A 22,030-nucleotide genomic window follows, 5' to 3' on the forward strand; every position below is an offset into this window, starting at 1 on the left:
ACTTTCTTATATCGTTGATTAAGCCAATTATAATCAATGATAGTTGCCTTAGTCAACGATATGTTGGAAAGTGGGGCATTTTTATTTTCCTGATGCTTTCCTTTTCCTGATCACAATCAATGTGATAGAGGATAAAGCCAGTGAAACCAAGCTATAGATAACAGCCCATCCTAAGAATGATTCGTTAAAAATGGTAAAAGTGAACACTAGCGAAATGATCAAACTAAGCACCGGCATCAGATACACGTTTTTACAAACACAAGTCCCGGCTACCGATAACAATATAATCCCTAAAGGCAAAATACCAAATGCGATATCTAATTCATCCACCTGCAACAGCCTCCCTCCAGATTTTTATGCGGCTCGTAAAAAAACATAACTGCAATATGAAAAGGATAATATTCACTTTTTTCAAGATCCAATTTGAAAATTACCCGTTTACATTCACTCCGGACTATGATAATTTAAGAAAGCGCTATCATGATAAGTTAATAGCTTGGATGGAGATGAGGAGAGCCAGGAATCAAACCCCTTTTTGACAAGGGGTGTTTTCTGGCTCTTTTTGTTTTTCAGAAAGGAGGCACGCCACACATCCAGCACTAACAGCAAAGGGGGATGATTTTGATGCTTAATACATTTAAACCGGCTCCTCACATTGAGAGACTGGACGATTCAAAGATGGATGCGGCTTACAAACGGCTCAGGCTGCAAGTATTCATTGGTATTTTCATTGGCTATGCAGGCTACTACCTGCTGCGGAAAAACTTTGCCTTCGCCATTCCTTATCTGCAGGAACAAGGGTTTTCAAAAACGGAACTGGGATTGGTGCTGGCCGCTGTGTCCATTGCATACGGCTTCAGCAAATTCATCATGGGCATGGTGTCTGACCGCTGTAATCCGAGGTATTTTCTCGCGACAGGCCTATTTTTATCAGCAATTGTTAATATCCTATTTGTTTCAATGCCTTGGGTGACTTCGAGCGTCACCATCATGTTTATCTTTATGTTTATCAACGGATGGTTTCAAGGAATGGGCTGGCCGCCATGCGGAAGGACGATGGCCCATTGGTTTTCCATTAGTGAACGGGGCACCAAAATGTCGATCTGGAATGTCGCCCATAACATAGGTGGCGGGATTCTTGCACCGCTTGTTACTCTTGGCATCGCGATGTTCGTGACCTGGAAAAGCGTGTTTTTCTTCCCTGCCATCATCGCCATTATCATTTCATTTTTGATTGTTTTATTGGTTCGCGATACGCCTCAATCCTGCGGACTCCCGCCAATTGAAGAGTATCGGAATGACTATCCAAAACACGCTTTTAAAAATCAGGAAAAAGAATTAACAACAAAAGAAATTCTTTTTCAATATGTGCTGAACAATAAATTTCTTTGGTACATCGCGTTTGCCAATGTATTTGTTTATTTCGTGCGGTACGGCGTGGTTGACTGGGCGCCTACTTACTTAACAGAAGCAAAAGGCTTTTCTCCTGAAGATTCGCGCTGGTCGTATTTTCTCTACGAATACGCCGGCATACCGGGAACGATCCTGTGCGGTTGGATCAGTGACCGATTCTTCAAAAGCCGCCGGGCACCGGCAGGCGTCTTGTTTATGGCGGGCGTATTCATTGCCGTATTGGTGTATTGGCTGAATCCCGCGGGCCATCCGCTCGTAGACAACATCGCCCTGATCAGCATTGGCTTCTTAATCTACGGACCTGTTATGCTGATCGGCCTGCAAGCAATTGATCTCGCGCCGAAAAAAGCGGCAGGAACCGCAGCCGGTTTGACCGGATTTTTCGGATACATTGGCGGATCTGCCTTCGCAAACGCCATTATGGGCTTTGTCGTTGACCAGTTTGATTGGAACGGCGGCTTTATCATGCTGATTTCTTCCTGCATTCTTGCTATCGTCTTCTTGGCTCTGACGTGGAATACAGGAAAACGGGCGGAGCACGTTTAAGAAAGAAACATAAAAGATTAATCATTTTCTAACACGCCGTTTACATCATTTTTTTAATATGAAAGACAGGTACTGTTTATCTATAAGGAGGAGAAATCATGCGAAAAAATAGAATACTAGCCTTGGTTCTTCTGTCGCTGGGCTTACTCTCATTTATGGTAACACCAGTGTCGGCAGCGTCAAAAGGAAACCTGCTGTCACCTGACCGTATCCTGACGGTTGCGCATAGAGGGGCTTCCGGATATGTGCCTGAACATACGATCCTGTCTTACGAAACCGCTCAGAAAGTGAAAGCAGATTATATTGAATTGGATCTGCAAATGACAAAAGACGGCATATTGATTGTCATGCACGATGAAAAACTGGACCGTACCACAAACGGAACAGGCTGGGTGAAAGACCATACGCTCGCAGACATTAAGAAACTTGACGCCGGTTCATGGTTTAATGAAGCCTATCCGGAAAAAGCAAAACCACGGTACGCCGGTCTTACAGTTCCTACATTAGACGAAGTATTAGACCGTTTTGGAAAACACGCGAACTACTACATTGAAACAAAATCGCCCGACACTTATCCAGGTATGGAAGAAAAACTGCTCGCTTCATTGCAGAAGCATAAATTACTGGGCAAACACGCTAACCGCGGCCAAGTGATCATTCAATCGTTCAGCAAAGAAAGCCTGGTAAAAGTCCATCAATTACAGCCAAACCTGCCTACCGTACAATTACTGGATGCCAAACAAATGGCGTCCATGACAGATGCTGGCCTAGAGGACATCAAAACATACGCTGTCGGTGCGGGACCGAGTTATAAAGCCTTAAATCAAGAAAACGTCCGCATGATCCGCAGTCACGGCCTCCTGCTTCATCCTTACACGGTCAATACAGAAGCAGATATGCGCCGCCTGCTTGACTGGGGAGTGACAGGAGTGTTTACAAACTACCCCGATGTCTTCCAGCACGTTAAAAAAGACTACAAAAAAAGCTGAGAATCTTAGGATTCTCAGCTTTTTCTTATCGATTTTCACCAATAACAGCTTCTGCAATATTCACCGCATGATCGCCGATACGCTCAAGGTTGCTGATCATATCGACAAAGACGATGCCCGCTTGTCCGGTGCACAGCCCCTCATTCAGACGGATAATATGCTTTTTGCGAAGCTTCCGTTCCATTTTGTCAATTTCATCTTCTTTTTCAATGACTTGCTCAGCTATCTTCACATCATTGTGGTGCAATGCTTCCATGGACGCTTTCACAGTAGAAATCGTCAAATCCATCATTTCCGTTAAATCCGCCATGGCAGATTCAGTGATAACCACACGATGCGCCTGCTGATATTCAATCAGTTCAATTACATTTTCGAAGTGGTCGCCGATTCTTTCAATGTCTCTGACGGTATCCATCAGCATATGATGCTCCTCAGACTCGTGCTCTGAAAGAGAACTTGAAGAAAGCTCGATCAAATAATCGGTAATTTTCCGATCAAGATTGTTAACCGCATCCTCTATCTGATAAGCATTTGCCGCGTATTTTGGCTGTTTTGTCACTAAAAACTGTTTTGTAACTTCCAGCCCCTGCACCGCAAAATTCCCCATTTGCAGCACTTCTTCTTTTGCTTGTCCAAGAGCAATAGATGGGGATTGCTCGATAAAAATCGGATCAAGATGCGACTTGTATTCGACCATTGAATCCTTGCCCGGAATCAGTTTTGTTACGATCAAAGCCAATATCCCGACAAAAGGAAGCTGTATAATCGTATTGGTCGTATTAAAGATTCCGTGTGCGAATGCAATCGTCATCTTCGGATCAAGCCCAATCGATGTCTGAAGCGATAAGATCAATGCTGTGAATGGTTTAAGCAAAATCAGGAAAATCGTTGTCCCGATAAGGTTAAACAGCACATGAGTGGCCGCAGCACGTCTCGCTGCAACAGATGCACCTAAAGACGCAAGAACCGCGGTGATCGTCGTTCCGATATTGTCACCGAATAACACCGGCAGCGCACCGTTAATATCAATCAGACCATCTGAAAATAAACCTTGCAGGATACCAATCGTGGCGCTGGAGCTTTGCACGAGAACCGTAAACAAAGTCCCAATGACAACACCTAGAACCGGATTGGAGCTCATACTAACCGTTAAATCATGAAAGGCCTCAAGTGAACGGAGCGGTTTCATGCCGCCGCTCATTAACTCCAGCCCATAAAACAGAGCCCCGAACCCAAACACTATCTGACCCGCGTTTTGTACATTTTTATGTTTAAAGAAAAACAGTAAAAATCCGCCGACAGCAATAATCGGCAACGCATAGGCCCCTATGTCGATTCCGATAATAAACGCGGTAACCGTTGTTCCAATATTGGCTCCCATAATGACGCCAATGGCCTGGCGAAGCGTCATAAAGCCCGCACTGACAAGCCCAACGGTGATAACCGTGGTTCCGGAACTGCTCTGAATCAAAACCGTCACAATAATCCCCGCCAATACGCCCATTAGCGGATTGCTTGTAAAACGGTCTAAAATATTTCTTAATCTATCTCCAGCCGATTTCTGAAGTCCGTCTCCCATGAACTTAATCCCAATCAGGAAAATACCGAGACCCCCGAGAAATTCGAACAGTAATGTTTGTATGTCAATCGCCAACATGTTCACCTCTGTTTAGACATTATTCAGCAAACTCTCTTCGATTATGTTTCAAGTTCAGATGATTGTAAATAAAACATCCGCTTAATTTACAATAACTTAACAATAAGCCTTATGGTCCTATTAAACGTTTACATTGGTGTAACATTTTTGCGATGAACATGACCAATCGACTACAAAAAACCTTGCGTGATAGCGCAAGGTTTTCTCATCACAGTTATTCTTTCCCACAGAGCTTTCAGTATACCTGCCCAAAGAATAGCAGGCACAGCCGCTGAACGGTTTCCCTAAGAAAATTGGCAAAGGTTTAGCCATACCCAAAACGGGAATGATACAGGAAACACTACTCTTAAAATAGAAAGGAGTATCACCATGAAACAAAAACTGTTACTTTCAGGTCTCGCTGTTTCAACCGTCGGCATCACTTCTTATCTATTAAAAGACCCGTCAAATCGCCAAAAAGCTAGAGAATTCATTCACAGCATGAAAATGAAAATGACCAAACAGCCGGATATGGAAACGTTCCCAGTCGATAAAGCAGGACATCCGCACCCGCAAGATATTGAGGACAACAAAATGGTATCCGAAGGTTCTATGTATCCCGTCCAATATTACGATGAAAAAAAGAAGTAATGAAAAAGCTCTCTTCGATAAGGAAGAGAGCTTTTATATTTAACTTTTCCGTCTGATTCCGCTCATCACAAAACCGCTTTCAGGCAATGACGGCATTCTCGCGAGACTGTAATGCAGCGATTGTTCCGGAACGTCGTATTCAATCTGTTTGACGAGAAAATCCAGGCTTGCTTTCATGACTTCAATAGTAATGCCTTCCCCTGGACAGCGATGCCCTTTCTCCGCGTGACCGCCACCTTGAGGAATCAAATCAAACGGATTTTCCTCCCGCTCCTCAAATCGTTCAGGCCGAAATTCATCAGGGTTGTCCCATAAACGAGGGTCGTGATTCGTTCCATATACATCAAGCAGTACCGATGTGCCCTTCTTAAACTCACAGTTATTCCATTCAAAATCCTTTTTAACAAGCGCCCCTAAAAACGGGCCGAACGGATAATATCTGCGAACCTCCTGCACAAACATTTCTCTTTCCCGGCTGCTTCCAGAACGCAGCCATTCCTTATACTTCGGATGCTTATGAAGCGCCAAAGCTGAAAACACAAGAAAGTAAGAAATGGCGACGATAGGCCGCAGGACATTAATCAGCTCAATGGCGGCCATCCGGGAATCCAGCTGGTTGCCATCTTCTTGTGTGTGAAACGCCATTTCATGCAGTGCTGTTCCGGCAGGTATTTTCAGCAAGCCGGCACGAACATCTTCAATCATTCTTTCAATCCACTCTTCCGCACGCGGCCTTGCTCTTCTTCCCTTCCAATGCCGCGGCCCCACAGCACCGAACGCGTCGACCATATCAATGAAGTCATCCGCTCTCTCTTTGACTTCCGTTTCCTTCAGCGGAACGCCAGCCCAATAGCACGCCACCCTGCATAGGATTTCTTTTGCTTCCTCAAATAACACAACCTGATCCGCCTTCTCCCATCTCGTGACTGCCGCTTCCCACTCCTCTGTCATCAGCTCAGCCAAACGCTTTTGATGCGGCGGTGTCATTAATGACAGAAAAAGCAGCTTCCGATGGATATGCGCGTCGCCATCCATCGTCTGAATCGCATTTACGCCAAACAGCGTTTTCTGCACCCGCTTCGGCAAAGCATTCTGCCGCTGAAACCGCTCCGTATCATAAAACAGCTTCGCTGCCTCAGCACCGGTCATGCAAATAAAGGTTTTTCCCAATAAACGGGCCTGAAACAGGTCTGAGTGATAGCGCTCTGTTCTGTTTTTAATAAACAAATATCCTTCCTGCATCAGCGTCAGGCTGTTATCAAGACTTTTGTCATGTGGAATCTGCTCATTCATATGATTACCCTGCCTTCCTTTTTACCCTCTATTTTCACATTATCTTCCGAATATAAACCCAGTAACAGTATTTGTTTACAAAACCAAATTTAAGCGCTTTTTTCTTATTTTTCAAAGGAAGAACAAAAGAAATAGAGAAAAGGTAGTTGATCAAAACAAAGGGGGAACAAAATGAAGAAATGGATATATGTTGTGCTTGTGTTGAGTATTGCAGGGGTCGGCGGCTTTTCCGTTCAGGCATCATCGTCTGCCCATGAGAAACATCTGAATGTCGGCCAAATGAATGTCGATGACGAATTCAAGGATACGGACGGAACCTTCATTCTTCACGATGTGCAAAAGGACAAGACCTTTGTCTACAACAGAGAACGGGCAAACAAAAGACAAACTCCGCAGTCCACCTTTAAAGTCGTGAACGCCTTAATCGGGTTACAGGTAAAAGCTGTTCGGGATGAATACGATGTCAAACGGTGGGACGGGGTCAAGCGCGAATTCGAATCATGGAACGCGACCATACGCTAGGCTCGGCCATGCGGGAATCCGCCATCTGGTATTATCAAGCATTAGCAAGAGATATCGGTGATGAAAGGATGAAAACATGGCTTCATACTCTGTCATACGGCAATAAGGATATCAGCGGGGGGATCGACCAGTTTTGGCTGCAAAGCTCGCTGACAATATCTCCGCTGGAACAAGAGGCCTTTTTGGAGAAGCTTGTAAAAGAGGAGCTTCCATTTGACAAATCGGTGATGAAAACCGTCAAGCGCATGATGATTCAAGAGGAAGGAGAGCACTACACGCTCTACGGAAAAACCGGAACCCGCCTGACAGATATGGGATTAGGCTGGTTTGTCGGATTCATCAAAACAGAGCATGGCTCGTATATTTTTGTCACCAATGTCGATGATTCCGGTACAAAAGCCAAAAACATCACAGTGGATATCCTGAAAAAGTATGGCCTGATCACATCATAAATGAAGGAGCCCAAGGCAGGGCTCTAAATGTCATGCTCGAAACAATAATGATTCACAAGCTCTTCAATCAAATCATGATCGGGATATTCCCCATTAAATTCAAATTCGATTTCTTCCACAAACTCTCCGTGATGGTACACATGGATGGCTCCATTTTGTCGGACGACGCTAAACTCCGGCTGAAATGTATATCCGCTTCGTTCAATTGCTCCCATTTCTTCCCCGCCTTTCAAAGCAGTAATTCATACACCTCGTTTAATTCCTTGGCCCGTTTTTGATCCTGTTCATTCTGCGCATACTTAATTTCTTTTTCTAATACATGGTTCAAAAAAGACATTTCATTGTCATCTAAGTCTTTTACAAATTCCTCTTCATTCACATACCGCTTCGCCAGCATCTTCTTGCAAATCTGCTGGCAGACTTCATTTTCAAGATGATTTGAAAGTGATTCGCGCAAATAACCGAGTGTAACATCCATTTTATGCACACCTTTCCTTCTGCTATCTTTATCCTATAGCTTGCTAAAATGGGGAAAATCCATACACGAAAAATAAAAAAAGAGACATCCGTGAATGTCTCTTTTTCTATGGTTATTCAGCCGCTCGGCCGCTTTTGGTCAAATTGGCCTGCGTACGTTTGCCAATCCCAAACACATAATAACTAATGACCACAAGCGCTAAGAAAATCACGCCTACAATCAGAGAGATACGAGTATCATCATTAAACCACATACCGACCAGAACCATCAGCAAGAAAGCAATCGTCACATAGTTTGTGAAAGGTGCAAACGGCATTTTGAATGGATGTTTATCTAATGCATCGCCCTTCGCTTTTCTGAATCCGATGTGGCTGATCAAAATGATAAACCAAGGAATCATGCCCGGCAGCACACTTGCACTGTATACATAGACAAAGATCTTCGGAGGCGCGATATAGTTCAGCACAACACCGACAGCCAAACCGATCAGCACCGCAATTGTCCCATACAACGGCACACCATTGCGTGAAATCTTCTTAAAGAATTTCGGTGCTTGTCCATTTACACCCAGTGTATAAAGCATGCGTCCTGCACTGAAAATACCGCTGTTACAGCCGGACATTGCCGCAGTAATGACGACAAAGTTAATAATGCCGGCCGCTGCCGTAATTCCGATTTTCGAGAACGTAGACACGAACGGACTTCCGAGTGAGTTGAGCTCATCCCAAGGATACACGGTCACGATTACAAAAATAGCGCCAATGTAGAAAATCAAAATACGCCAGATAATACTTTGAATCGCACTTCTTAGCGTGTTTTGCGGGTCCTTCGCTTCACCGGCTGTAATCCCGATCAGCTCAACCCCTTGATAGGCCGCAATGACGAGAGACAGCGCAAAGAAGAATCCAGAGAAACCGCCTGCAAAGAATCCTCCATGAGACCACAGATTCGACAAGCCGATCGCATCTCCGCCGTTGCCAAACCCGAAGAAAATAATCCCGAATCCCGCAATAATCATCAAGATAATCGTCACGATTTTAATCATCGCAAACCAAAATTCAAACTCGCCAAACGACTTAACAGAAATTAAGTTCGCCGCACCAAGAATCACCATTGCCACGATACCAGGTATCCAAGCAGGCAAATCCGGGAACCAATACTTCATATATGAACCGACAGCGATAATTTCTGACATGCCGACGATAATCCACTGGAACCAGTTGCTCCATGCTGTCATATAACCTGCCAGCGGATGAATATATTGATGGCCGAATGTCGCAAAAGAACCCGTACTCGGTTCGACATACAGCATTTCACCCATCGCACGCATAATAAAAAAGATAAAAATTCCGCATATTGCATAAGCCAGAAGGACAGACGGGCCAGTCCATGAAATGGTGCTGGCTGAGCCCATAAACAAGCCGACACCGATCGTACCGCCCAAGGCGATCATCTGAATATGACGCGCGCCCAGGCCCCTCTTTAATTCTTTATTTGCCATTCCTCTTCCCCCTCTTACAAAATACTCGAAAATGAGAAAACAGCAGGCCTGCTTGCCTCCACATCTTTCTCACCAATCAGTTATAACAATCAGAAAATTCAAACTTAGAATTGTTATATAATCTCCAAAATTACTTATTTCATCATAATAAATTTCTCTAGAAAATACAATTGTTTTTTTCAGGCAAACACATTATTCAGAGTTTTTAATTAAAACTTCGCTTAAAATATTTTATATAAATATAATGAAATGATTTAAATATGAATAACATATTTCTACCTTAAATTCTCATAAAAAATAAGCTGTTCACAATGAACAGCTTTCTAATCACTCACACCCGTTTGGTGCCTTAATGTCTTAAGCCAATCGGTATCTCCGGTGCCATAGCTCTTGCTTTGCCCCACATCTCTCAGAGATCCATTGCTGTAATCAATTGATAGGATAAAATCCGGAATGGCATCATACCCGGCTTTCGCCATTTTACTGAGCTCTGAACGATAGTGGGATATAGCATAAGAAGCCGTTTGTTTTTGCACAGGATCTTTTTCAAGCTCTTCTTTATATACGTCTAATAAGTCACGTCCATCAGGCGTTACGTACCGCCCATCAATCACTTCTAAATCCTTCAAATGATAGCCTGTGACTTCATACATCTCACGAGCAGCTTGATACTTTTGATATGCCTCTTCGGAAAATTGTGTTGAATCACTGCTTAGGCTTTTCATGATATGTAAAAATAGCTCTTTGCTGTTGTCTCCAGATTGCAGCACTTGCTCAATTTGCTCAATCAGTGCCTGATCGCCTGTCCCGCTCACCTGTACCTTATAGTCAATCGGCGTAATCGTAAACGTCAGCTCTGTCCCCTGCGGAATGTGAATATGGTTTCGGTTCAACAGCACTTGCAGCTGCTGGTTAACCTGGCTTCGCTGATACACCTTAGCATTCTCAGCCTCCACTTCCCCATTAAACGTGACATTGCGAAATGCGGCATCCTGCAGATTATAGTTTTGGGCCTTACCTTTGAATAGCCATTCTGTTTCATTATCGTAAGCAGCCTGTCTTTCTGCAGCTGACAGATCACTTCTGTAATAAGGAGACTTTGCATTTTGGTACTTATCCTTTATATAGCCTAATGGATCAGACTTCGTTTTGTTAATCGCATTCATCCTGCTGTATTTTTCATCTAGTATTTTGATTCTGATATCACTCTCAGATACATAGGGGTTCTTGGATTGAATCACTGTTTCCTCCCCTGTATCTATCACTGTTCGATCATTCGCAGATTGATACACTTTGCTGAAAGTCCCGCTGTTTCCCGCCACGCTGGTTTTAGAATAATTGAACTGTTTGATTCCCTCATTTGAAGATCGTGACTCAAGCCTGCTGTATGCCTTTTCCAGCACCGCTGCTGTATTTTCAGACGTATTCTCGCGTGTAACAGCCGCATTCCTATTCAATATGTTCTGTGCCATCAGCTGGGTACGGATAAATTGCCGATTCAGACGCATTGGGTTCCCTCCTGAACAATTCTCTCTTACTCTTTTTATCGGCAACGCCAATGTATATATTAACCTCAAAAAACATTTATTTACACTTAAAACGTTATTATGTATGATGGAAATAAAAGGAGGTTGTTTACATGATGAAAAAATGGCTCTTTCCATTCGTTATTATGCTGGCTGTCTTATTCACCTTTACTTATTCGGCATCAGCTGCCGGAGTCACTGCTATTACAGGAAACAATTCATTTGATACCGCAGCACCAATCGGATATTGGAAATATAAGAATATCGATACAACGATACTGGAAGCCGGACAAGATGAAGCCTATTTCACTTTTACAGCTTATAAGGGAGAAAAAGTATACGTGAGAAGTACATACCAGAGCGCGTACACAGGGATGAAAATTGAAATTTACGATAAGAACAGAGCACCTGTTTCACAAGGCACAGAAGTGATTAATCCTAATACGTTCTCTTCTTTTATTTATGCCAATGCTGACGCCCAAAACACGACGGATACCTTCTATGTGAAAGTGTCACGCGGCACCTATACCGGGAACATGTATTTCACACTTTCAATTGAAGACCGAATCAAATCCGGCAGCGGAACGTTCCAATTCAGCGGCGTTGCTGAAAATAAAGGAAATACTACCCTTAGCCCCTCAGGTTCTGACTCCAGTGTGATCAAGGTTGATTTAACAAACCAATCTGGAATACCGCGCGATGCCATTGTAACTAGAGTCCAAACAACCGCCACTCAAACACCAAGCCAGGGAAATACACGCCACTTCATCATGACGAGTGAAAATAACGAATGGCGCCGTGCACTTGTGAATAGCTCGACGTCAGGGTCTTATGATATATCATTGTCAGATCAACTCAGTGTCGCTAAGGTATGGAGTTTTAAATATAATACATTAGCGACTGCTAGATCGACGATGAGTAATGTAAAAGCAAAAATAGATTATGAATACGATGTCACAAAGCAGTTTTAATTCATACTGAGCTGGTTCAAATTCCATGAGCCGGCTCTTTTTTATTTTTAGCCTAGAATACAATTGTTTTGATAAACTGTAATCAGTACAACCAAGGGAAGTGCAGACATGGCATTAAAACAGCTCAAAAAGCTACTTTTTGACCGCCCTCTAAAGGACGGCGTTATCCTAAATCATCAATACAGAATCGAAGAATGCCTCGGAATGGGCGGCTATGGCTTGGTTTATTTGTGCACCGATGTCCATACTCAAACATCTTATGTCTTAAAACAGCTCCGGCCGACAAAAGCGAAAAAGGAAAAAGAAAGAGTCCGGTTCCAGCAGGAAATAAAACTGCTCAAAAGTATTCACCACCCGCAAATCCCGGCCTTCATAGAAGATTTCATCATAGACGGACAGGCTTATTATGTCATGCAGCTGGTTGAGGGAAATAATATAGAAGAATTATTATTTTTTCGAAAACAGCCGTTTACAGAGCTTATGGCGTTACAGCTGATTTCACAGCTGCTTGAGATTGTAGAATACCTGCATGAACGCCTGATTTTTCACAGTGACATCAGAACGCCTAATATGATCATCAATAACGGCAGGCTCTGCCTCATCGATTTCGGCCTTGCAAAGCAATTGACTCCTGAAGAAACGGAGGAAGTAAAGGTGAGGAAACAGGATGACTTCTTCGATCTCGGAGAAACACTGTTATTCCTGCTGTACTCTCAATATAAAGGAAAAAAGAAGAAAAACGGCACTTGGCTGGAGGAATTAACGCTGACGAAAGAAGTAACCTTGCTGCTGAAAAAATTATTGGGCATCGATGAAGAGTACCAGCACACCGCTTTGATTCGCGAAGACCTGAACCGCGCGATTCAATCAGTCACATAAAAAAACCCTTGTCCCAAGACGGAACAAGAACTTTTTTGAGATTAACTGCTGCTGTAGCTCCGGCGCTTGTAGCGATGACTGCCGCCATAACGGTCGTAATGTCTTCTTTTGCCTGAGCTGCTGCTGTAGCTTCGGTAATGCCGGCCCCGGCTGCTGCTGTAATGCCGGTGTTTGCGATAGCGATCACTCGAGCTGCTTGAGAGGTGCTTGATCGTTTTAATGATTTTTTTAAACATACGCTGATCACCCCATTTCTTTCTTCCTATTATATAGAGTTTATAGGAGAAAGAAAAACATCAGCGGGGTCACTCTTTTGAAAGCAAGAACCTCGTTCCATTCTCATTTGTCTGCAACTCATAAGTAATCGCAAGCAGCCTGCATATATCATCAATAATCTTTAATCCAAGCCCCTCACTGTTCTCATTCCGATCAAATCCAATACCGTCATCGCAAATAGAAACAGTCCCATGTTCAATCGTGACTTCCATTTTTTTAGCTTTTGAATGCTTTAACGTGTTTTGAAAAATATTATCGAACAGCCTTTGCATCCATAACCGGTTGCTCATCCATATCACATCTTGATCTGCCGGCTTATAGTGCAGCCCAATCCCATTCATACTGTATAAATAATCCCACTTTTTAACTGCTGTTTCTAACAGCTCGTTTAGACTCACTTCTTCATTTATGATATAAGAACTTTCTAACGTCTCAGCGGAATATAGATTGAATTCATTTGTTAATTCCGCGATATAGTGGATTTGCTGATACAATGATACAAATACGGCCTGATCATGACATTGGCCATCCAAATAAAATAACTGCAGCCTGAGAGCGGTTAAAGGTGTATTAATGTCATGCCGCAGTTTTTGCAAAAGCTCCTTTTTAATTTCCTCCTGCTGCCTTAGTTCCAGTTCACGGTATGTCGTTCGTTCAATTAACAAATTGAACGACTTGATCAGTTCCCCGATTTCATCAGCACGTTTCACTTCTATTTTATCTGGCACCTTTTGATCACTCGCCAGGTGTCGAATGGTTTGATTTAACAGATTGATTTTATGCAGCAGAGAATGAATCGACTTTGAAAATAAAAAAGCTAACAATAAGAGTGATAGCAAAAATACAACGATCATTGCGGGATACGCAAACGACCTGTGAAAAGGCATACCATGATTCATCGGTTTAAACATCCTGTCATAAATCACCGACATCAAAATGCTAACCGCCAGCAACAGTACCGGAACACTAATGACGGCTGTAAACAATAACAACTGATATTTTGTCTTTAGCTTCATTTCTTCACAACGGTATTCAGCCGATACCCTTCTCCGTATATATTTTCAATAATCTCACCCGCTTGATCCTTGATTTTGCCTCTGATTTTTTTAATGTGCACATTGACGATATTCGGGTTTCTGTCTTCGAGCTGCCACAGATATTCAAAGAAATGTTCCTTTGTCAGGGTGCTGTCTTTATTTTCATATAAATAAAAGAAAATTTTCCGCTCAATCGCAGTAAACAGCACCTCATCATGCAGGCTTTCATTGAACACTTTTTTGGTTTCCGCATCAATATACAAATGTTTGATTTGCGTAAAAGTGCCATAATGATGCTCAAGCATATTCTGCATTCTTAATAGCAGCTCTCGCGGGTCAAAAGGCTTTACCATATAATCCTCACCGATCTGCAAACCTTGGAGCTTGCTGTCCATATCATTGCGGGCCGAGAGAAAAATGACCGGAATGCGCAGCCCCAGCTTTTTGATTTTAGCAGACATTTGATATCCGTCTTCACCCGGCAGCATCACATCCATAATGACCAAATCCACCTTCTGAATCACCGAAAGCACATCCGCTCCATCTGTTTTCCACATCACATGATATCCCTCACGCTGCAAAATCTTTTGCAGTAGATCACCAATCGTCACATCATCTTCCACGATTAAAATATGATAACCCTTCATCCTAGCGAACCTTTCTCATAAACTCCATGGAAAGTTTATATATTTGATCAGGCTGATATAAATAAATACTGTGTGTTCCCCTTAGTTCCTTTATTTCGGCTGTATTGAATTGAGCCGCAAACGCTTCATAATCTTTTCGGTTTTGTATGGCATACTTTGAATTTCTATTTTGGTCAGAGACCGCATCTAAAATCAAGACGGGAGTTTCTTTTGGCGCCGGCAGATTCACAGATTTGCTGCCATTTTGGTAAGACTGTAAAAGCTCATGCTCCATATCTGCATTAAAAAATTGCTTAAAGTTAATGGCTTTATAGATTTCTTTTTCTTCATCAGTTAAAAACGACTGCCGAATCACCTCAGGATTATATACAGCAGAAGGCATAAACCGATGAAAACCAATCGAGGTTAACAGGTGGAACCCTCTCACTTTCAGTCTGTCGATCCTGCTCAATTTATACGTGACATACTGCTGGGGCAATCCAATGTCCATCGCAATAATGGCCTTGATTTCCTTAGGATATTTCTGAGCCCAATAAATGGCTTCAATCCCGGATATGGAATGAGACATTAAAATATAAGGAGGCTTATTTCCGCTTTTCATAAGCGCTTTCCTCGTCTGTTCCAGTACCGTATCAATATCTCTGTCATCGTGAGACACATCACTGTATCCATAACCAGCCCGATCAACAACAGCAATCTTATTTTCTTTTGAAAACTTGCTGTACAAACCTTTCATCTCATAAGCAGGCGCAGCGATCCCCGAACCGGACATAAACACATACGTATCCTTCCCGCTTCCCTCTTCATATACATTTATCTTTTTACCATCAACATCGACTACTGTGCCTTTGCCTTTTAACAGTGCTGCTTCCTTATTTAATTGATAATGGTGGTAAATAAAAACGGAGACGGATACAAGTAAAACCAAAGCAGCCAAGCTGCCAAAAAAGACTTTTAAGACTTTCCATAATGTTTTCATATGATGCTCCTTTCACGTGATACGGAAAGGATACGATATGAAAATAAATTTCTGATTAACTTTGGAAAGATTTTATTTTAACATTTGACTTTGCCCTTACGGAAAGGTGTACATTTGGAGCATGGAGGTGATCGCTTGCTATCGATCGGTGAATTTTCAAAGATATGCAAAGTATCAACAAAAACACTGCGATACTATGATGAAATCGGGCTCATTCACCCCGAAGACATTAATCCTGAAAATGGATATCGATATTATTCTATCAGGCAGCTGAAGGAAATGCTCTTGATTAACCGTTTAAAGTCGTATCATTTTTCTCTGGAAGAAATTAAAACCATGATCAATGTAGAAGAGAACCAGGCAGAAGAAAAACTAATTTTCGGACTTCAGAGAAAAAGAAAAGAAGTACAGGCAAAGATCCATGCTTATGAATATACGCTTACACAATTGAACCAAGACATTCTGCGTGCAGATATGGGTAAATCAATGATGTCGTGGCTTGACGATATAGAAGTAGAGCTTTCCGAAACCCAGCCAATGAACATCCTTTATATACGCCAAATGATGAGCAGTGATGACTACGCCTTAGGGTATGAGAAGTATTTTAGTTGGCTATATGAAAGAATTGCCGTTGATAAACTTACCTTGCTCGGCACGCCCATGACCATTTATCACAGCCCTGAGTACAACCCTGCCGGCAATGATACAGAGTTTGCGATTCCAATAGAGGAGACGGTAAGGGAGACAAGATATCTGCACGGCAGCCTTTGCGCAAAGTCTGTTTTAAAGGGCCCATATGCAGAATTGACCTCGGTATACGCTAAGCTGAGGGAATGGGTCGATGATGAAGGCTATGATTTGGCCCAATCACCGTATGAAGTGTATGTAACCGATCACCAGCAAGCTGGTGTGCCAGAGGATATCGTGACTGAAGTGTATTTTCCAATCAAGAAAAAAGAGAGGTAACTGTCATGAAAAGAAACGACTGGCCAACTGCAGACCCGCAAGCCTTGGGGATGGACGCCAAAAAACTGTCTGAGCTTGACCCTGAAATAAAGTCCCGATACAGCAATATTAACGCTATTGTAGTTGTGAAAAATGGACACATCGCTTATGAGCGCTATTATCATGGCTATGGACCGACTGATACGCATCATGTAGCATCAGTAACCAAAAGTATCTTATCGGCTCTCATTGGAATTGCGATACATGGAGGATACATCAAAAGTGTCGACCAAAACGCACTCGACTTTTTCCCGGAATATGTCCCGGGTCCTCCTAATAAACAAATACAAGATATCACCATACGCCACCTTCTCACGATGACAGCTCCCTATCCATTTGAAGACTGGCACGAACCACTCGACAAGATGTGCATGCAGCCTGATTGGATCACCTATACGCTGAATATGCTGGGTCAAGAAGGCACAATCGGCACATTTAAATACTCCACCGCAGGCGCGCATCTGCTGTCAGCCATCGTCACCCGCAGCACAGGCAAAAACGCCCGCGAATTTGCCAACGAACACTTGTTTAAACCAAGTGGCATGAAAGAAATCCCGAATTATGAAATGAAATCATTCGGCTTTGACGATTTATTCGGTAAACATGTGAGGGGGTGGGTGAACGACCCGGATGGAAACTCAACCGGAGGATGGGGGCTTACGCTGACTCCGCGGGATATGGCGCGTTTTGGTCTTTTGTATATAAACCGCGGCTGTTGGGACAATCAGCAGATTGTTCCCGCATCATGGATTGACGAATCAACAGCGCTGAACGCCAATAACTACGGTTATCTATGGTGGCTTCGTGATGAGGATGGCGTTTTCTCATACTCAGCACTAGGCGATGCCGGGAATGTGATTTGCTGTGTTCCGGAGAAAGATCTAGTCGTAGTGATCGCATCAGAATTCACCATAAATGCTCTTGATAGGTGGGAACTCATTAAGGAATGTATTGTCCTGTCAGTGAAAGATTAAACTTTTTCAGGAAAAATAAGAATAAAAATAAGCGGCAGCCTCGAAATTCTCTCCATATCTTTCACTTAGAAAAGGCTGCCAACCTCCAATAAGAATTTCTATCGTCCTTTCATTTCCCCTAATTTCACGGGAACTAAATAGGAATAACAGTTCCTCATTCTCATTTTTACAGCTTATCGATACAAAACTACAACACCTACTATCCTACTTTCAATCCTCCTTATCTTTAAGCTGAAAAGCAATCAGCTTTCCTAATGCCTCTTCAGCTGCAAACGGAGCAACCATTCCTGAAGGATGTTCATGCTCGCGTTTTAGGCATTCATACATCTTCGGTTCAATGCAAGACGGATCGATCCATGCAATACACCAGGATGCCCAAAAGCTTGATTGCCCTTCACTTTCTTGAGCGATTTTGATGACAAACGGCAGACTAGGCTTCCCAATTCTCATGAGTGAAATGGCCGCAGCCATTCTTGTATCTTCTGCATGACTTTTTAATAAACATGACAGCTCCTCCGCCGCTTCACCCGCATCTTTCCCAAACTCACCTAAAACAGCCGCAGCGATATTACGCAAAGAGCCTTCCTCTTTTAAGGCCTCAACCAAAACAGGTATTGCATCTTTTCCTGATTTCTTTAACTCCCCTATCGCTTGAACAATCGTGATCTCATTTGTGTTCGCTAAATTCTGAACAGACAGCGACAATTCATCCCCATTTGATTTCATAAAAGAGCCCCTCTCTCGTTTGATAACAGACACTCAGCATATTTCCCACAAAGATATATCAGTAAGCGCATTAACTTCCAATTAACGTATAAATACCACAAACACTGTAAATATTCCTGTAAGGAGCTAATAAAACGCCTAACAAACTGACCATTTTGACATCATATACTAGTGTTAACTAGTTTATCAGTTAGTATCAGTCCTACTACTATAAGAAACTCGGCTGCCATTTTAAATGTAATCTCGCATCTGCTGTGTGCTGGATTTACTTCCGGCAATACAAATCTGTCATCCGCATCGTCTAGGCCTTTCAGTGAGATGGTGCAAGTGTTTGCTCCGCGAGCGGCAACTTCTCTGCCATTTCCCCGGATGCTTAGGTTTACGTGCTCTTGTGTTGCCAGTGTTCGATGAAGGCAATCGTGCCGTGCTTCACCTCTCGCCAGCAAAGCCTTAAGAAATCTCTTTCAGCTTAGTGCGCCTTCGACACATACAGAACGATGTCTGCCCTTGGAAGGCATATGGATGGACTTTGAACAGCTTGTAAAAAAACACCCGCTTGTATTTACGAGCGGATGTTAGATTTTTTAAAATGAACCCATTGAATTTTATGAAGTAAAACAACGCAGTGTGTTATTGATTGATATCTTTTAGCGTCTGTTTCGGTTGTGAATGAAAAATCATCAATGATGCAATAATTGCAATCATAACCCCTAATGCACCAATCCAGGTAATCGAGCCCAATGATACGTTTTCTACAAAAACCCCTCCTATTCCTGCTCCGACTGCCATGGCTAATTGCATCATTGACTGATTAATGCTAAGCAAAACACCTGACATTTCCGGTTCTATTGTAGCCAGGTGAAATTGCTGTGTCGGACCGGTAGACCATGCGGCAAACGACCATAATATCAGAATCACCAACACTCCGATATAGGAATGGGTGACAAATGACAGCAGAATCAGTGTGACGATATGCAATGTCATCCCGCCAATGAGTGTAAAGGGAACTCCCCATTTATCGGTGCTATATCCCCCAAACTTCGATCCAACCAAACTGGCAATTCCAAATATAAGCAAAACACCGCTAAGCAGCTTGCCGTTTATACCTGAGATGTTCAAGAGATACGGTGACAAATAGGTATAAGCAACAGAATATCCCCCGAGCCAGAAGAAAGTGATTGATAATCCCATCGCCACTTTCCGTTTTTTGAAAAGAGCAAGCTGTTGAAGCAAAGGTACAGGTTTATCTCCTTCAGTATGCGGAAGAGTAAAGAATATAACGGCCATTGCGATCAATCCCAACAAAGCAATTGCACCAAATACAGACTTCCAGCCTAATGCTACTGCTATCATTCTTCCAAGCGGAACACCAATGATTAAAGAAGCGGTAAATCCCATCACGACCGTAGCGATGGCACTGCCCTGCTTCCCTTCCGATGCAATCTTAGCGGCAATCGTTAATGCGGTGACAACAACCACACCTGCTCCCATCGCCATAATGATCCGAGCAGCAATAAACCACCCATAACCAGGAAGTACAAAAGCCAGGACATTGCCAAACACAAACAAACCGAGGGCATACATCATCAATCTGCGTCTATCCATACTTGCTGTCAACGCCATAAGTACGGGTGTGGAAAGAGCATATACAAGTGAAAAAATTGTAATGAGCTGGCCCGCGGCAGCCAAGGTTATCCCTAGTGTATGAGCAATGTGATCCAAAATTCCGGAAATGATGTACTCTGAAGTTCCAACTAAAAAACTGACAATGGCTAAAATATAAATTTTCCAAGTGTTAGACATAAACGTTCACTCCTTAATTATTAATAAACATATCACGAATTATCGATATGTTATTATAAAAAATAAACACATCGCAATATGTCGATATGTATGGTGTAAAAATAAACATCTTTTGATGTTTATTTTTATATCTCTGTTTTAAGAAGGTCAGCAAGTTTCCCAATGGCTTCTTCATCTCTTTTGTAATATGTGTACTTTCCAATACGCTCCGCCTTAATCAAGCCGGCTCTTAAAAGGATGGTAAGATATTGAGAAGCTGTCGATTGCGTCATTTTCAATTTGTCTGTTATTTGACTGACACATACCCCGATTGTGTTCATATCAATCCCTTCATGGGGCGCAAAATGACGATCCGGTTCCTTCAGCCATTGCAAAATTTGCAGCCTTGATTCATTTGATAAGGCTTTGAATACTTCAATTGGTTCCATACGATTATTATATCGTTAAATTACGATACGTCAATACGTTTTTTGGATATACATAATTAAAGGTTTATCTCTGACTAATTCCGTTAAATGAAACTGAAGACAGCATATCAATTTTGTTCCCCGCTTAAATTTATCATCAAGCTTTACGAAATTGGTCTCATAATCATGTCATTAAACTATTGGGAGAACCCGGCAGGTGACAAGGATGTTTTTCAGTTAAAATGAATTTAATATGTTCAAGTGACTAATCACCAGCATCAAATTCATGTATTTTAAATAGATGTAAAAAAACATCCGCTCGTAACAAAGACGGATGTTAGATCTTTCGACAGGAATAACAAGACAGTGTATTATTAATTGATATCTCTTCACGTCCGCTTAGGTTATGAATAAAAAATCATCAATGATGCCATAACTGTAAAACAAAAGAAGCGGCAGGTAATATTCAATTCACAATAAATTCCGTCTTGTTTAAAAAAGTAAAATATTACAACATATGAATAACCAGAATGTTTCAGCCCTCTATCAGGCTTGAATAGTAGTGTTCATAAACATTTCACTTTTTTTATATTATAAGATCTTTTCCAAATTTTTCTCTAGATCATTACACAATTTAAATACCATCACTCGTTCACCTGTCCGAGAGCTTAAATCAGTATGAAAACTTTTCACTTCTTCTCCAGTTATCGTTAGGATAATATCCTTAAGACCTTCTATACCTGATTCAACTAACTCCGAACGAGTTTGTTTGATAGATAACATACCCTCTTTAGATCCACAAACTGCATATTCAGCTGGTGTTAAAATTCCTTTTAAATTAACGATGATCATATCCCGCAGTATATCAGTCTTAACAGATACAGACCCACGCCCAAGATAATCCTTCTCCCATTGAGTAATGGACTTACTGATCTCTGATTCAAAAGAACCCTTCGACTTTTTCATATATAAAACATCTCCTGGCAAAAAAATTGGCATCTTCTATTGTTATTTCGTCTCATTAATATTCTCTTACAACATGTCCTTCATATACACCTTCAATATCCAAATCAGTTTTACCGTTTCTTGTGACCACTACAATTTTGGATAACATATTTTCTTCCATCATAGAGTGTACATGCAAAAATCGAACGCTTCCTACATGAGTTTCCTCAACTTCTTCATACGATTTTAAATGATAAAAATCAATTGCTTTTCTAATTACTTTTTTCATACATTCTATATTTTCACGATCAAACGGATTCATTTCCTCTATTGTTTTCATTACAAAATCAGTTAAATTAGAGTCCATACATTCT

Annotated in this window: 22 protein-coding genes and 3 pseudogenes; 8 read left to right on the forward strand and 17 right to left on the reverse strand. The window is 42.1% G+C overall.

Features of this window, described 5'->3' with window-relative positions; genetic code table 11:
* Positions 1 to 81 precede the first annotated feature (81 nt).
* Positions 82 to 330, reverse strand: a complete 249-nt coding sequence (locus AC0C66_RS17290; protein WP_072181599.1) for a YbeF family protein — start codon at positions 328 to 330, stop codon at positions 82 to 84.
* A gap of 294 nt (positions 331 to 624) precedes the next feature.
* Here AC0C66_RS17290 and glpT point away from each other — a divergent pair, with 294 nt between their 5' ends.
* Both glpT and AC0C66_RS17300 read left to right on the forward strand, forming a co-directional pair.
* Positions 625 to 1,959 carry a glycerol-3-phosphate transporter gene (glpT, locus tag AC0C66_RS17295; protein WP_072181567.1) on the forward strand — a complete coding sequence of 445 codons (1,335 nt, stop codon included), beginning with the start codon at positions 625 to 627 and terminating at the stop codon, positions 1,957 to 1,959.
* A gap of 98 nt (positions 1,960 to 2,057) precedes the next feature.
* On the forward strand, positions 2,058 to 2,948 hold the full coding sequence (locus AC0C66_RS17300; RefSeq protein ID WP_472973643.1) for a glycerophosphodiester phosphodiesterase: 891 nt from the start codon (positions 2,058 to 2,060) through the stop codon (positions 2,946 to 2,948).
* Between the two features lie 25 nt (positions 2,949 to 2,973).
* On the opposite strand, the gene AC0C66_RS17305 is transcribed toward AC0C66_RS17300, so the two are convergent.
* Positions 2,974 to 4,602, reverse strand: coding sequence for a Na/Pi cotransporter family protein (locus AC0C66_RS17305; RefSeq protein ID WP_175304905.1), 1,629 nt, complete (start codon positions 4,600 to 4,602; stop codon positions 2,974 to 2,976).
* Between the two features lie 372 nt (positions 4,603 to 4,974).
* On the opposite strand from AC0C66_RS17305, the gene AC0C66_RS17310 reads away from it, so the two are divergent.
* Positions 4,975 to 5,235, forward strand: a complete 261-nt coding sequence (locus AC0C66_RS17310) for a hypothetical protein (RefSeq protein ID WP_014112476.1) — start codon at positions 4,975 to 4,977, stop codon at positions 5,233 to 5,235.
* A gap of 39 nt (positions 5,236 to 5,274) precedes the next feature.
* Here AC0C66_RS17310 and AC0C66_RS17315 read toward each other — a convergent pair whose 3' ends face one another.
* The gene (locus tag AC0C66_RS17315; RefSeq protein WP_072181565.1) at positions 5,275 to 6,528 is read right to left on the reverse strand and encodes a cytochrome P450; all 1,254 of its coding nucleotides are present in this window, start codon (positions 6,526 to 6,528) and stop codon (positions 5,275 to 5,277) included.
* Between the two features lie 279 nt (positions 6,529 to 6,807).
* On the opposite strand from AC0C66_RS17315, the pseudogene blaOXA reads away from it, so the two are divergent.
* Positions 6,808 to 7,502 (forward strand): annotated as a pseudogene (blaOXA, locus tag AC0C66_RS17320) (class D beta-lactamase).
* A gap of 23 nt (positions 7,503 to 7,525) precedes the next feature.
* On the opposite strand, the gene AC0C66_RS17325 reads toward blaOXA, so the two are convergent.
* From AC0C66_RS17325 to AC0C66_RS17340, 4 genes are all read right to left on the reverse strand, one after another.
* Positions 7,526 to 7,717 (reverse strand): DUF5370 family protein, encoded by a 192-nt coding sequence (locus tag AC0C66_RS17325; RefSeq protein WP_041521120.1) that lies wholly within the window; start codon positions 7,715 to 7,717, stop codon positions 7,526 to 7,528.
* Between the two features lie 14 nt (positions 7,718 to 7,731).
* The gene (csgA, locus tag AC0C66_RS17330; protein ID WP_014112471.1) at positions 7,732 to 7,980 is read right to left on the reverse strand and encodes a sigma-G-dependent sporulation-specific acid-soluble spore protein CsgA; all 249 of its coding nucleotides are present in this window, start codon (positions 7,978 to 7,980) and stop codon (positions 7,732 to 7,734) included.
* Positions 7,981 to 8,092: 112 nt separating this feature from the next.
* The gene (locus tag AC0C66_RS17335) at positions 8,093 to 9,481 is read right to left on the reverse strand and encodes an amino acid permease (protein ID WP_088680180.1); all 1,389 of its coding nucleotides are present in this window, start codon (positions 9,479 to 9,481) and stop codon (positions 8,093 to 8,095) included.
* Between the two features lie 323 nt (positions 9,482 to 9,804).
* On the reverse strand, positions 9,805 to 10,989 hold the full coding sequence (locus tag AC0C66_RS17340; protein ID WP_072182590.1) for a DUF4885 domain-containing protein: 1,185 nt from the start codon (positions 10,987 to 10,989) through the stop codon (positions 9,805 to 9,807).
* Positions 10,990 to 11,120: 131 nt separating this feature from the next.
* Here AC0C66_RS17340 and AC0C66_RS17345 point away from each other — a divergent pair, with 131 nt between their 5' ends.
* Both AC0C66_RS17345 and AC0C66_RS17350 read left to right on the forward strand, forming a co-directional pair.
* On the forward strand, positions 11,121 to 11,978 hold the full coding sequence (locus AC0C66_RS17345; protein ID WP_072182589.1) for a hypothetical protein: 858 nt from the start codon (positions 11,121 to 11,123) through the stop codon (positions 11,976 to 11,978).
* Positions 11,979 to 12,086: 108 nt separating this feature from the next.
* Complete coding sequence (locus tag AC0C66_RS17350; RefSeq protein WP_014112467.1) at positions 12,087 to 12,857, forward strand: serine/threonine protein kinase; 771 nt, start codon at positions 12,087 to 12,089, stop codon at positions 12,855 to 12,857.
* Here the strand turns inward: AC0C66_RS17350 and AC0C66_RS17355 are convergent.
* The 4 genes and pseudogenes from AC0C66_RS17355 to AC0C66_RS17370 form a co-directional block, all read right to left on the reverse strand.
* Positions 12,842 to 13,104, reverse strand: a pseudogene (locus AC0C66_RS17355) (hypothetical protein). The gene AC0C66_RS17350 and the pseudogene AC0C66_RS17355 overlap by 16 nt on opposite strands.
* A 58-nt stretch (positions 13,105 to 13,162) precedes the next feature.
* Positions 13,163 to 14,149: a two-component system sensor histidine kinase YbdK gene (gene ybdK / locus AC0C66_RS17360; RefSeq protein ID WP_205635571.1), complete on the reverse strand. Its 987-nt coding sequence runs from the start codon at positions 14,147 to 14,149 to the stop codon at positions 13,163 to 13,165.
* Positions 14,146 to 14,817: a two-component system response regulator YbdJ gene (gene ybdJ / locus AC0C66_RS17365; protein ID WP_090557451.1), complete on the reverse strand. Its 672-nt coding sequence runs from the start codon at positions 14,815 to 14,817 to the stop codon at positions 14,146 to 14,148. The genes ybdK and ybdJ overlap by 4 nt, the downstream gene beginning before the upstream one ends.
* A 1-nt stretch (position 14,818) precedes the next feature.
* Positions 14,819 to 15,796 carry an alpha/beta hydrolase gene (locus AC0C66_RS17370; protein WP_079288257.1) on the reverse strand — a complete coding sequence of 326 codons (978 nt, stop codon included), beginning with the start codon at positions 15,794 to 15,796 and terminating at the stop codon, positions 14,819 to 14,821.
* Positions 15,797 to 15,931: 135 nt separating this feature from the next.
* On the opposite strand from AC0C66_RS17370, the gene AC0C66_RS17375 reads away from it, so the two are divergent.
* Positions 15,932 to 16,762 (forward strand): MerR family transcriptional regulator, encoded by an 831-nt coding sequence (locus AC0C66_RS17375; protein WP_079288258.1) that lies wholly within the window; start codon positions 15,932 to 15,934, stop codon positions 16,760 to 16,762.
* A 5-nt stretch (positions 16,763 to 16,767) separates the two neighbouring features.
* Positions 16,768 to 17,775, forward strand: coding sequence for a serine hydrolase domain-containing protein (locus tag AC0C66_RS17380; RefSeq protein WP_079288259.1), 1,008 nt, complete (start codon positions 16,768 to 16,770; stop codon positions 17,773 to 17,775).
* 210 nt (positions 17,776 to 17,985) lie between these two features.
* On the opposite strand, the gene skfG is transcribed toward AC0C66_RS17380, so the two are convergent.
* From skfG to AC0C66_RS17410, 6 genes and pseudogenes are all read right to left on the reverse strand, one after another.
* Positions 17,986 to 18,501, reverse strand: a complete 516-nt coding sequence (gene skfG / locus AC0C66_RS17385) for a sporulation killing factor biosynthesis/export protein SkfG (RefSeq protein ID WP_079288260.1) — start codon at positions 18,499 to 18,501, stop codon at positions 17,986 to 17,988.
* Between the two features lie 257 nt (positions 18,502 to 18,758).
* Positions 18,759 to 18,998 (reverse strand): annotated as a pseudogene (locus AC0C66_RS17390) (glutamine--fructose-6-phosphate transaminase (isomerizing)); the annotation flags it as partial.
* 133 nt (positions 18,999 to 19,131) lie between these two features.
* Positions 19,132 to 20,304, reverse strand: coding sequence for an MFS transporter (locus AC0C66_RS17395; RefSeq protein ID WP_461845793.1), 1,173 nt, complete (start codon positions 20,302 to 20,304; stop codon positions 19,132 to 19,134).
* 125 nt (positions 20,305 to 20,429) lie between these two features.
* Positions 20,430 to 20,732: an ArsR/SmtB family transcription factor gene (locus AC0C66_RS17400; RefSeq protein ID WP_014112457.1), complete on the reverse strand. Its 303-nt coding sequence runs from the start codon at positions 20,730 to 20,732 to the stop codon at positions 20,430 to 20,432.
* Positions 20,733 to 21,302: 570 nt separating this feature from the next.
* Positions 21,303 to 21,677, reverse strand: a complete 375-nt coding sequence (locus AC0C66_RS17405) for a Na-translocating system protein MpsC family protein (protein WP_014112455.1) — start codon at positions 21,675 to 21,677, stop codon at positions 21,303 to 21,305.
* 55 nt (positions 21,678 to 21,732) lie between these two features.
* Positions 21,733 to 22,023: a DUF6407 family protein gene (locus AC0C66_RS17410; protein WP_014112454.1), complete on the reverse strand. Its 291-nt coding sequence runs from the start codon at positions 22,021 to 22,023 to the stop codon at positions 21,733 to 21,735.
* Between the last annotated feature and the right edge of the window lie 7 nt (positions 22,024 to 22,030).

Source organism: Bacillus sp. VA13, assembly GCF_055710085.1.

Excerpts from the sequence above, each read along its gene's own strand:
- AC0C66_RS17400 (WP_014112457.1), bottom strand. The coding sequence starts at position 20,732 with ATGGAACCAATTGAAGTATTCAAAGCCTTATCAAATGAATCAAGGCTG.
- AC0C66_RS17380 (WP_079288259.1), top strand. The coding sequence starts at position 16,768 with ATGAAAAGAAACGACTGGCCAACTGCAGACCCGCAAGCCTTGGGGATG.
- AC0C66_RS17405 (WP_014112455.1), bottom strand. The coding sequence starts at position 21,677 with ATGAAAAAGTCGAAGGGTTCTTTTGAATCAGAGATCAGTAAGTCCATT.
- csgA (WP_014112471.1), bottom strand. The coding sequence starts at position 7,980 with ATGGATGTTACACTCGGTTATTTGCGCGAATCACTTTCAAATCATCTT.
- AC0C66_RS17370 (WP_079288257.1), bottom strand. The coding sequence starts at position 15,796 with ATGAAAACATTATGGAAAGTCTTAAAAGTCTTTTTTGGCAGCTTGGCT.
- ybdK (WP_205635571.1), bottom strand. The coding sequence starts at position 14,149 with ATGAAGCTAAAGACAAAATATCAGTTGTTATTGTTTACAGCCGTCATT.
- AC0C66_RS17340 (WP_072182590.1), bottom strand. The coding sequence starts at position 10,989 with ATGCGTCTGAATCGGCAATTTATCCGTACCCAGCTGATGGCACAGAAC.
- AC0C66_RS17335 (WP_088680180.1), bottom strand. The coding sequence starts at position 9,481 with ATGGCAAATAAAGAATTAAAGAGGGGCCTGGGCGCGCGTCATATTCAG.
- AC0C66_RS17300 (WP_472973643.1), top strand. The coding sequence starts at position 2,058 with ATGCGAAAAAATAGAATACTAGCCTTGGTTCTTCTGTCGCTGGGCTTA.
- AC0C66_RS17315 (WP_072181565.1), bottom strand. The coding sequence starts at position 6,528 with ATGAATGAGCAGATTCCACATGACAAAAGTCTTGATAACAGCCTGACG.
- AC0C66_RS17350 (WP_014112467.1), top strand. The coding sequence starts at position 12,087 with ATGGCATTAAAACAGCTCAAAAAGCTACTTTTTGACCGCCCTCTAAAG.
- AC0C66_RS17345 (WP_072182589.1), top strand. The coding sequence starts at position 11,121 with ATGATGAAAAAATGGCTCTTTCCATTCGTTATTATGCTGGCTGTCTTA.
- AC0C66_RS17310 (WP_014112476.1), top strand. The coding sequence starts at position 4,975 with ATGAAACAAAAACTGTTACTTTCAGGTCTCGCTGTTTCAACCGTCGGC.
- AC0C66_RS17325 (WP_041521120.1), bottom strand. The coding sequence starts at position 7,717 with ATGGGAGCAATTGAACGAAGCGGATATACATTTCAGCCGGAGTTTAGC.
- AC0C66_RS17410 (WP_014112454.1), bottom strand. The coding sequence starts at position 22,023 with ATGGACTCTAATTTAACTGATTTTGTAATGAAAACAATAGAGGAAATG.
- skfG (WP_079288260.1), bottom strand. The coding sequence starts at position 18,501 with ATGAAATCAAATGGGGATGAATTGTCGCTGTCTGTTCAGAATTTAGCG.
- ybdJ (WP_090557451.1), bottom strand. The coding sequence starts at position 14,817 with ATGAAGGGTTATCATATTTTAATCGTGGAAGATGATGTGACGATTGGT.
- glpT (WP_072181567.1), top strand. The coding sequence starts at position 625 with ATGCTTAATACATTTAAACCGGCTCCTCACATTGAGAGACTGGACGAT.
- AC0C66_RS17395 (WP_461845793.1), bottom strand. The coding sequence starts at position 20,304 with ATGTCTAACACTTGGAAAATTTATATTTTAGCCATTGTCAGTTTTTTA.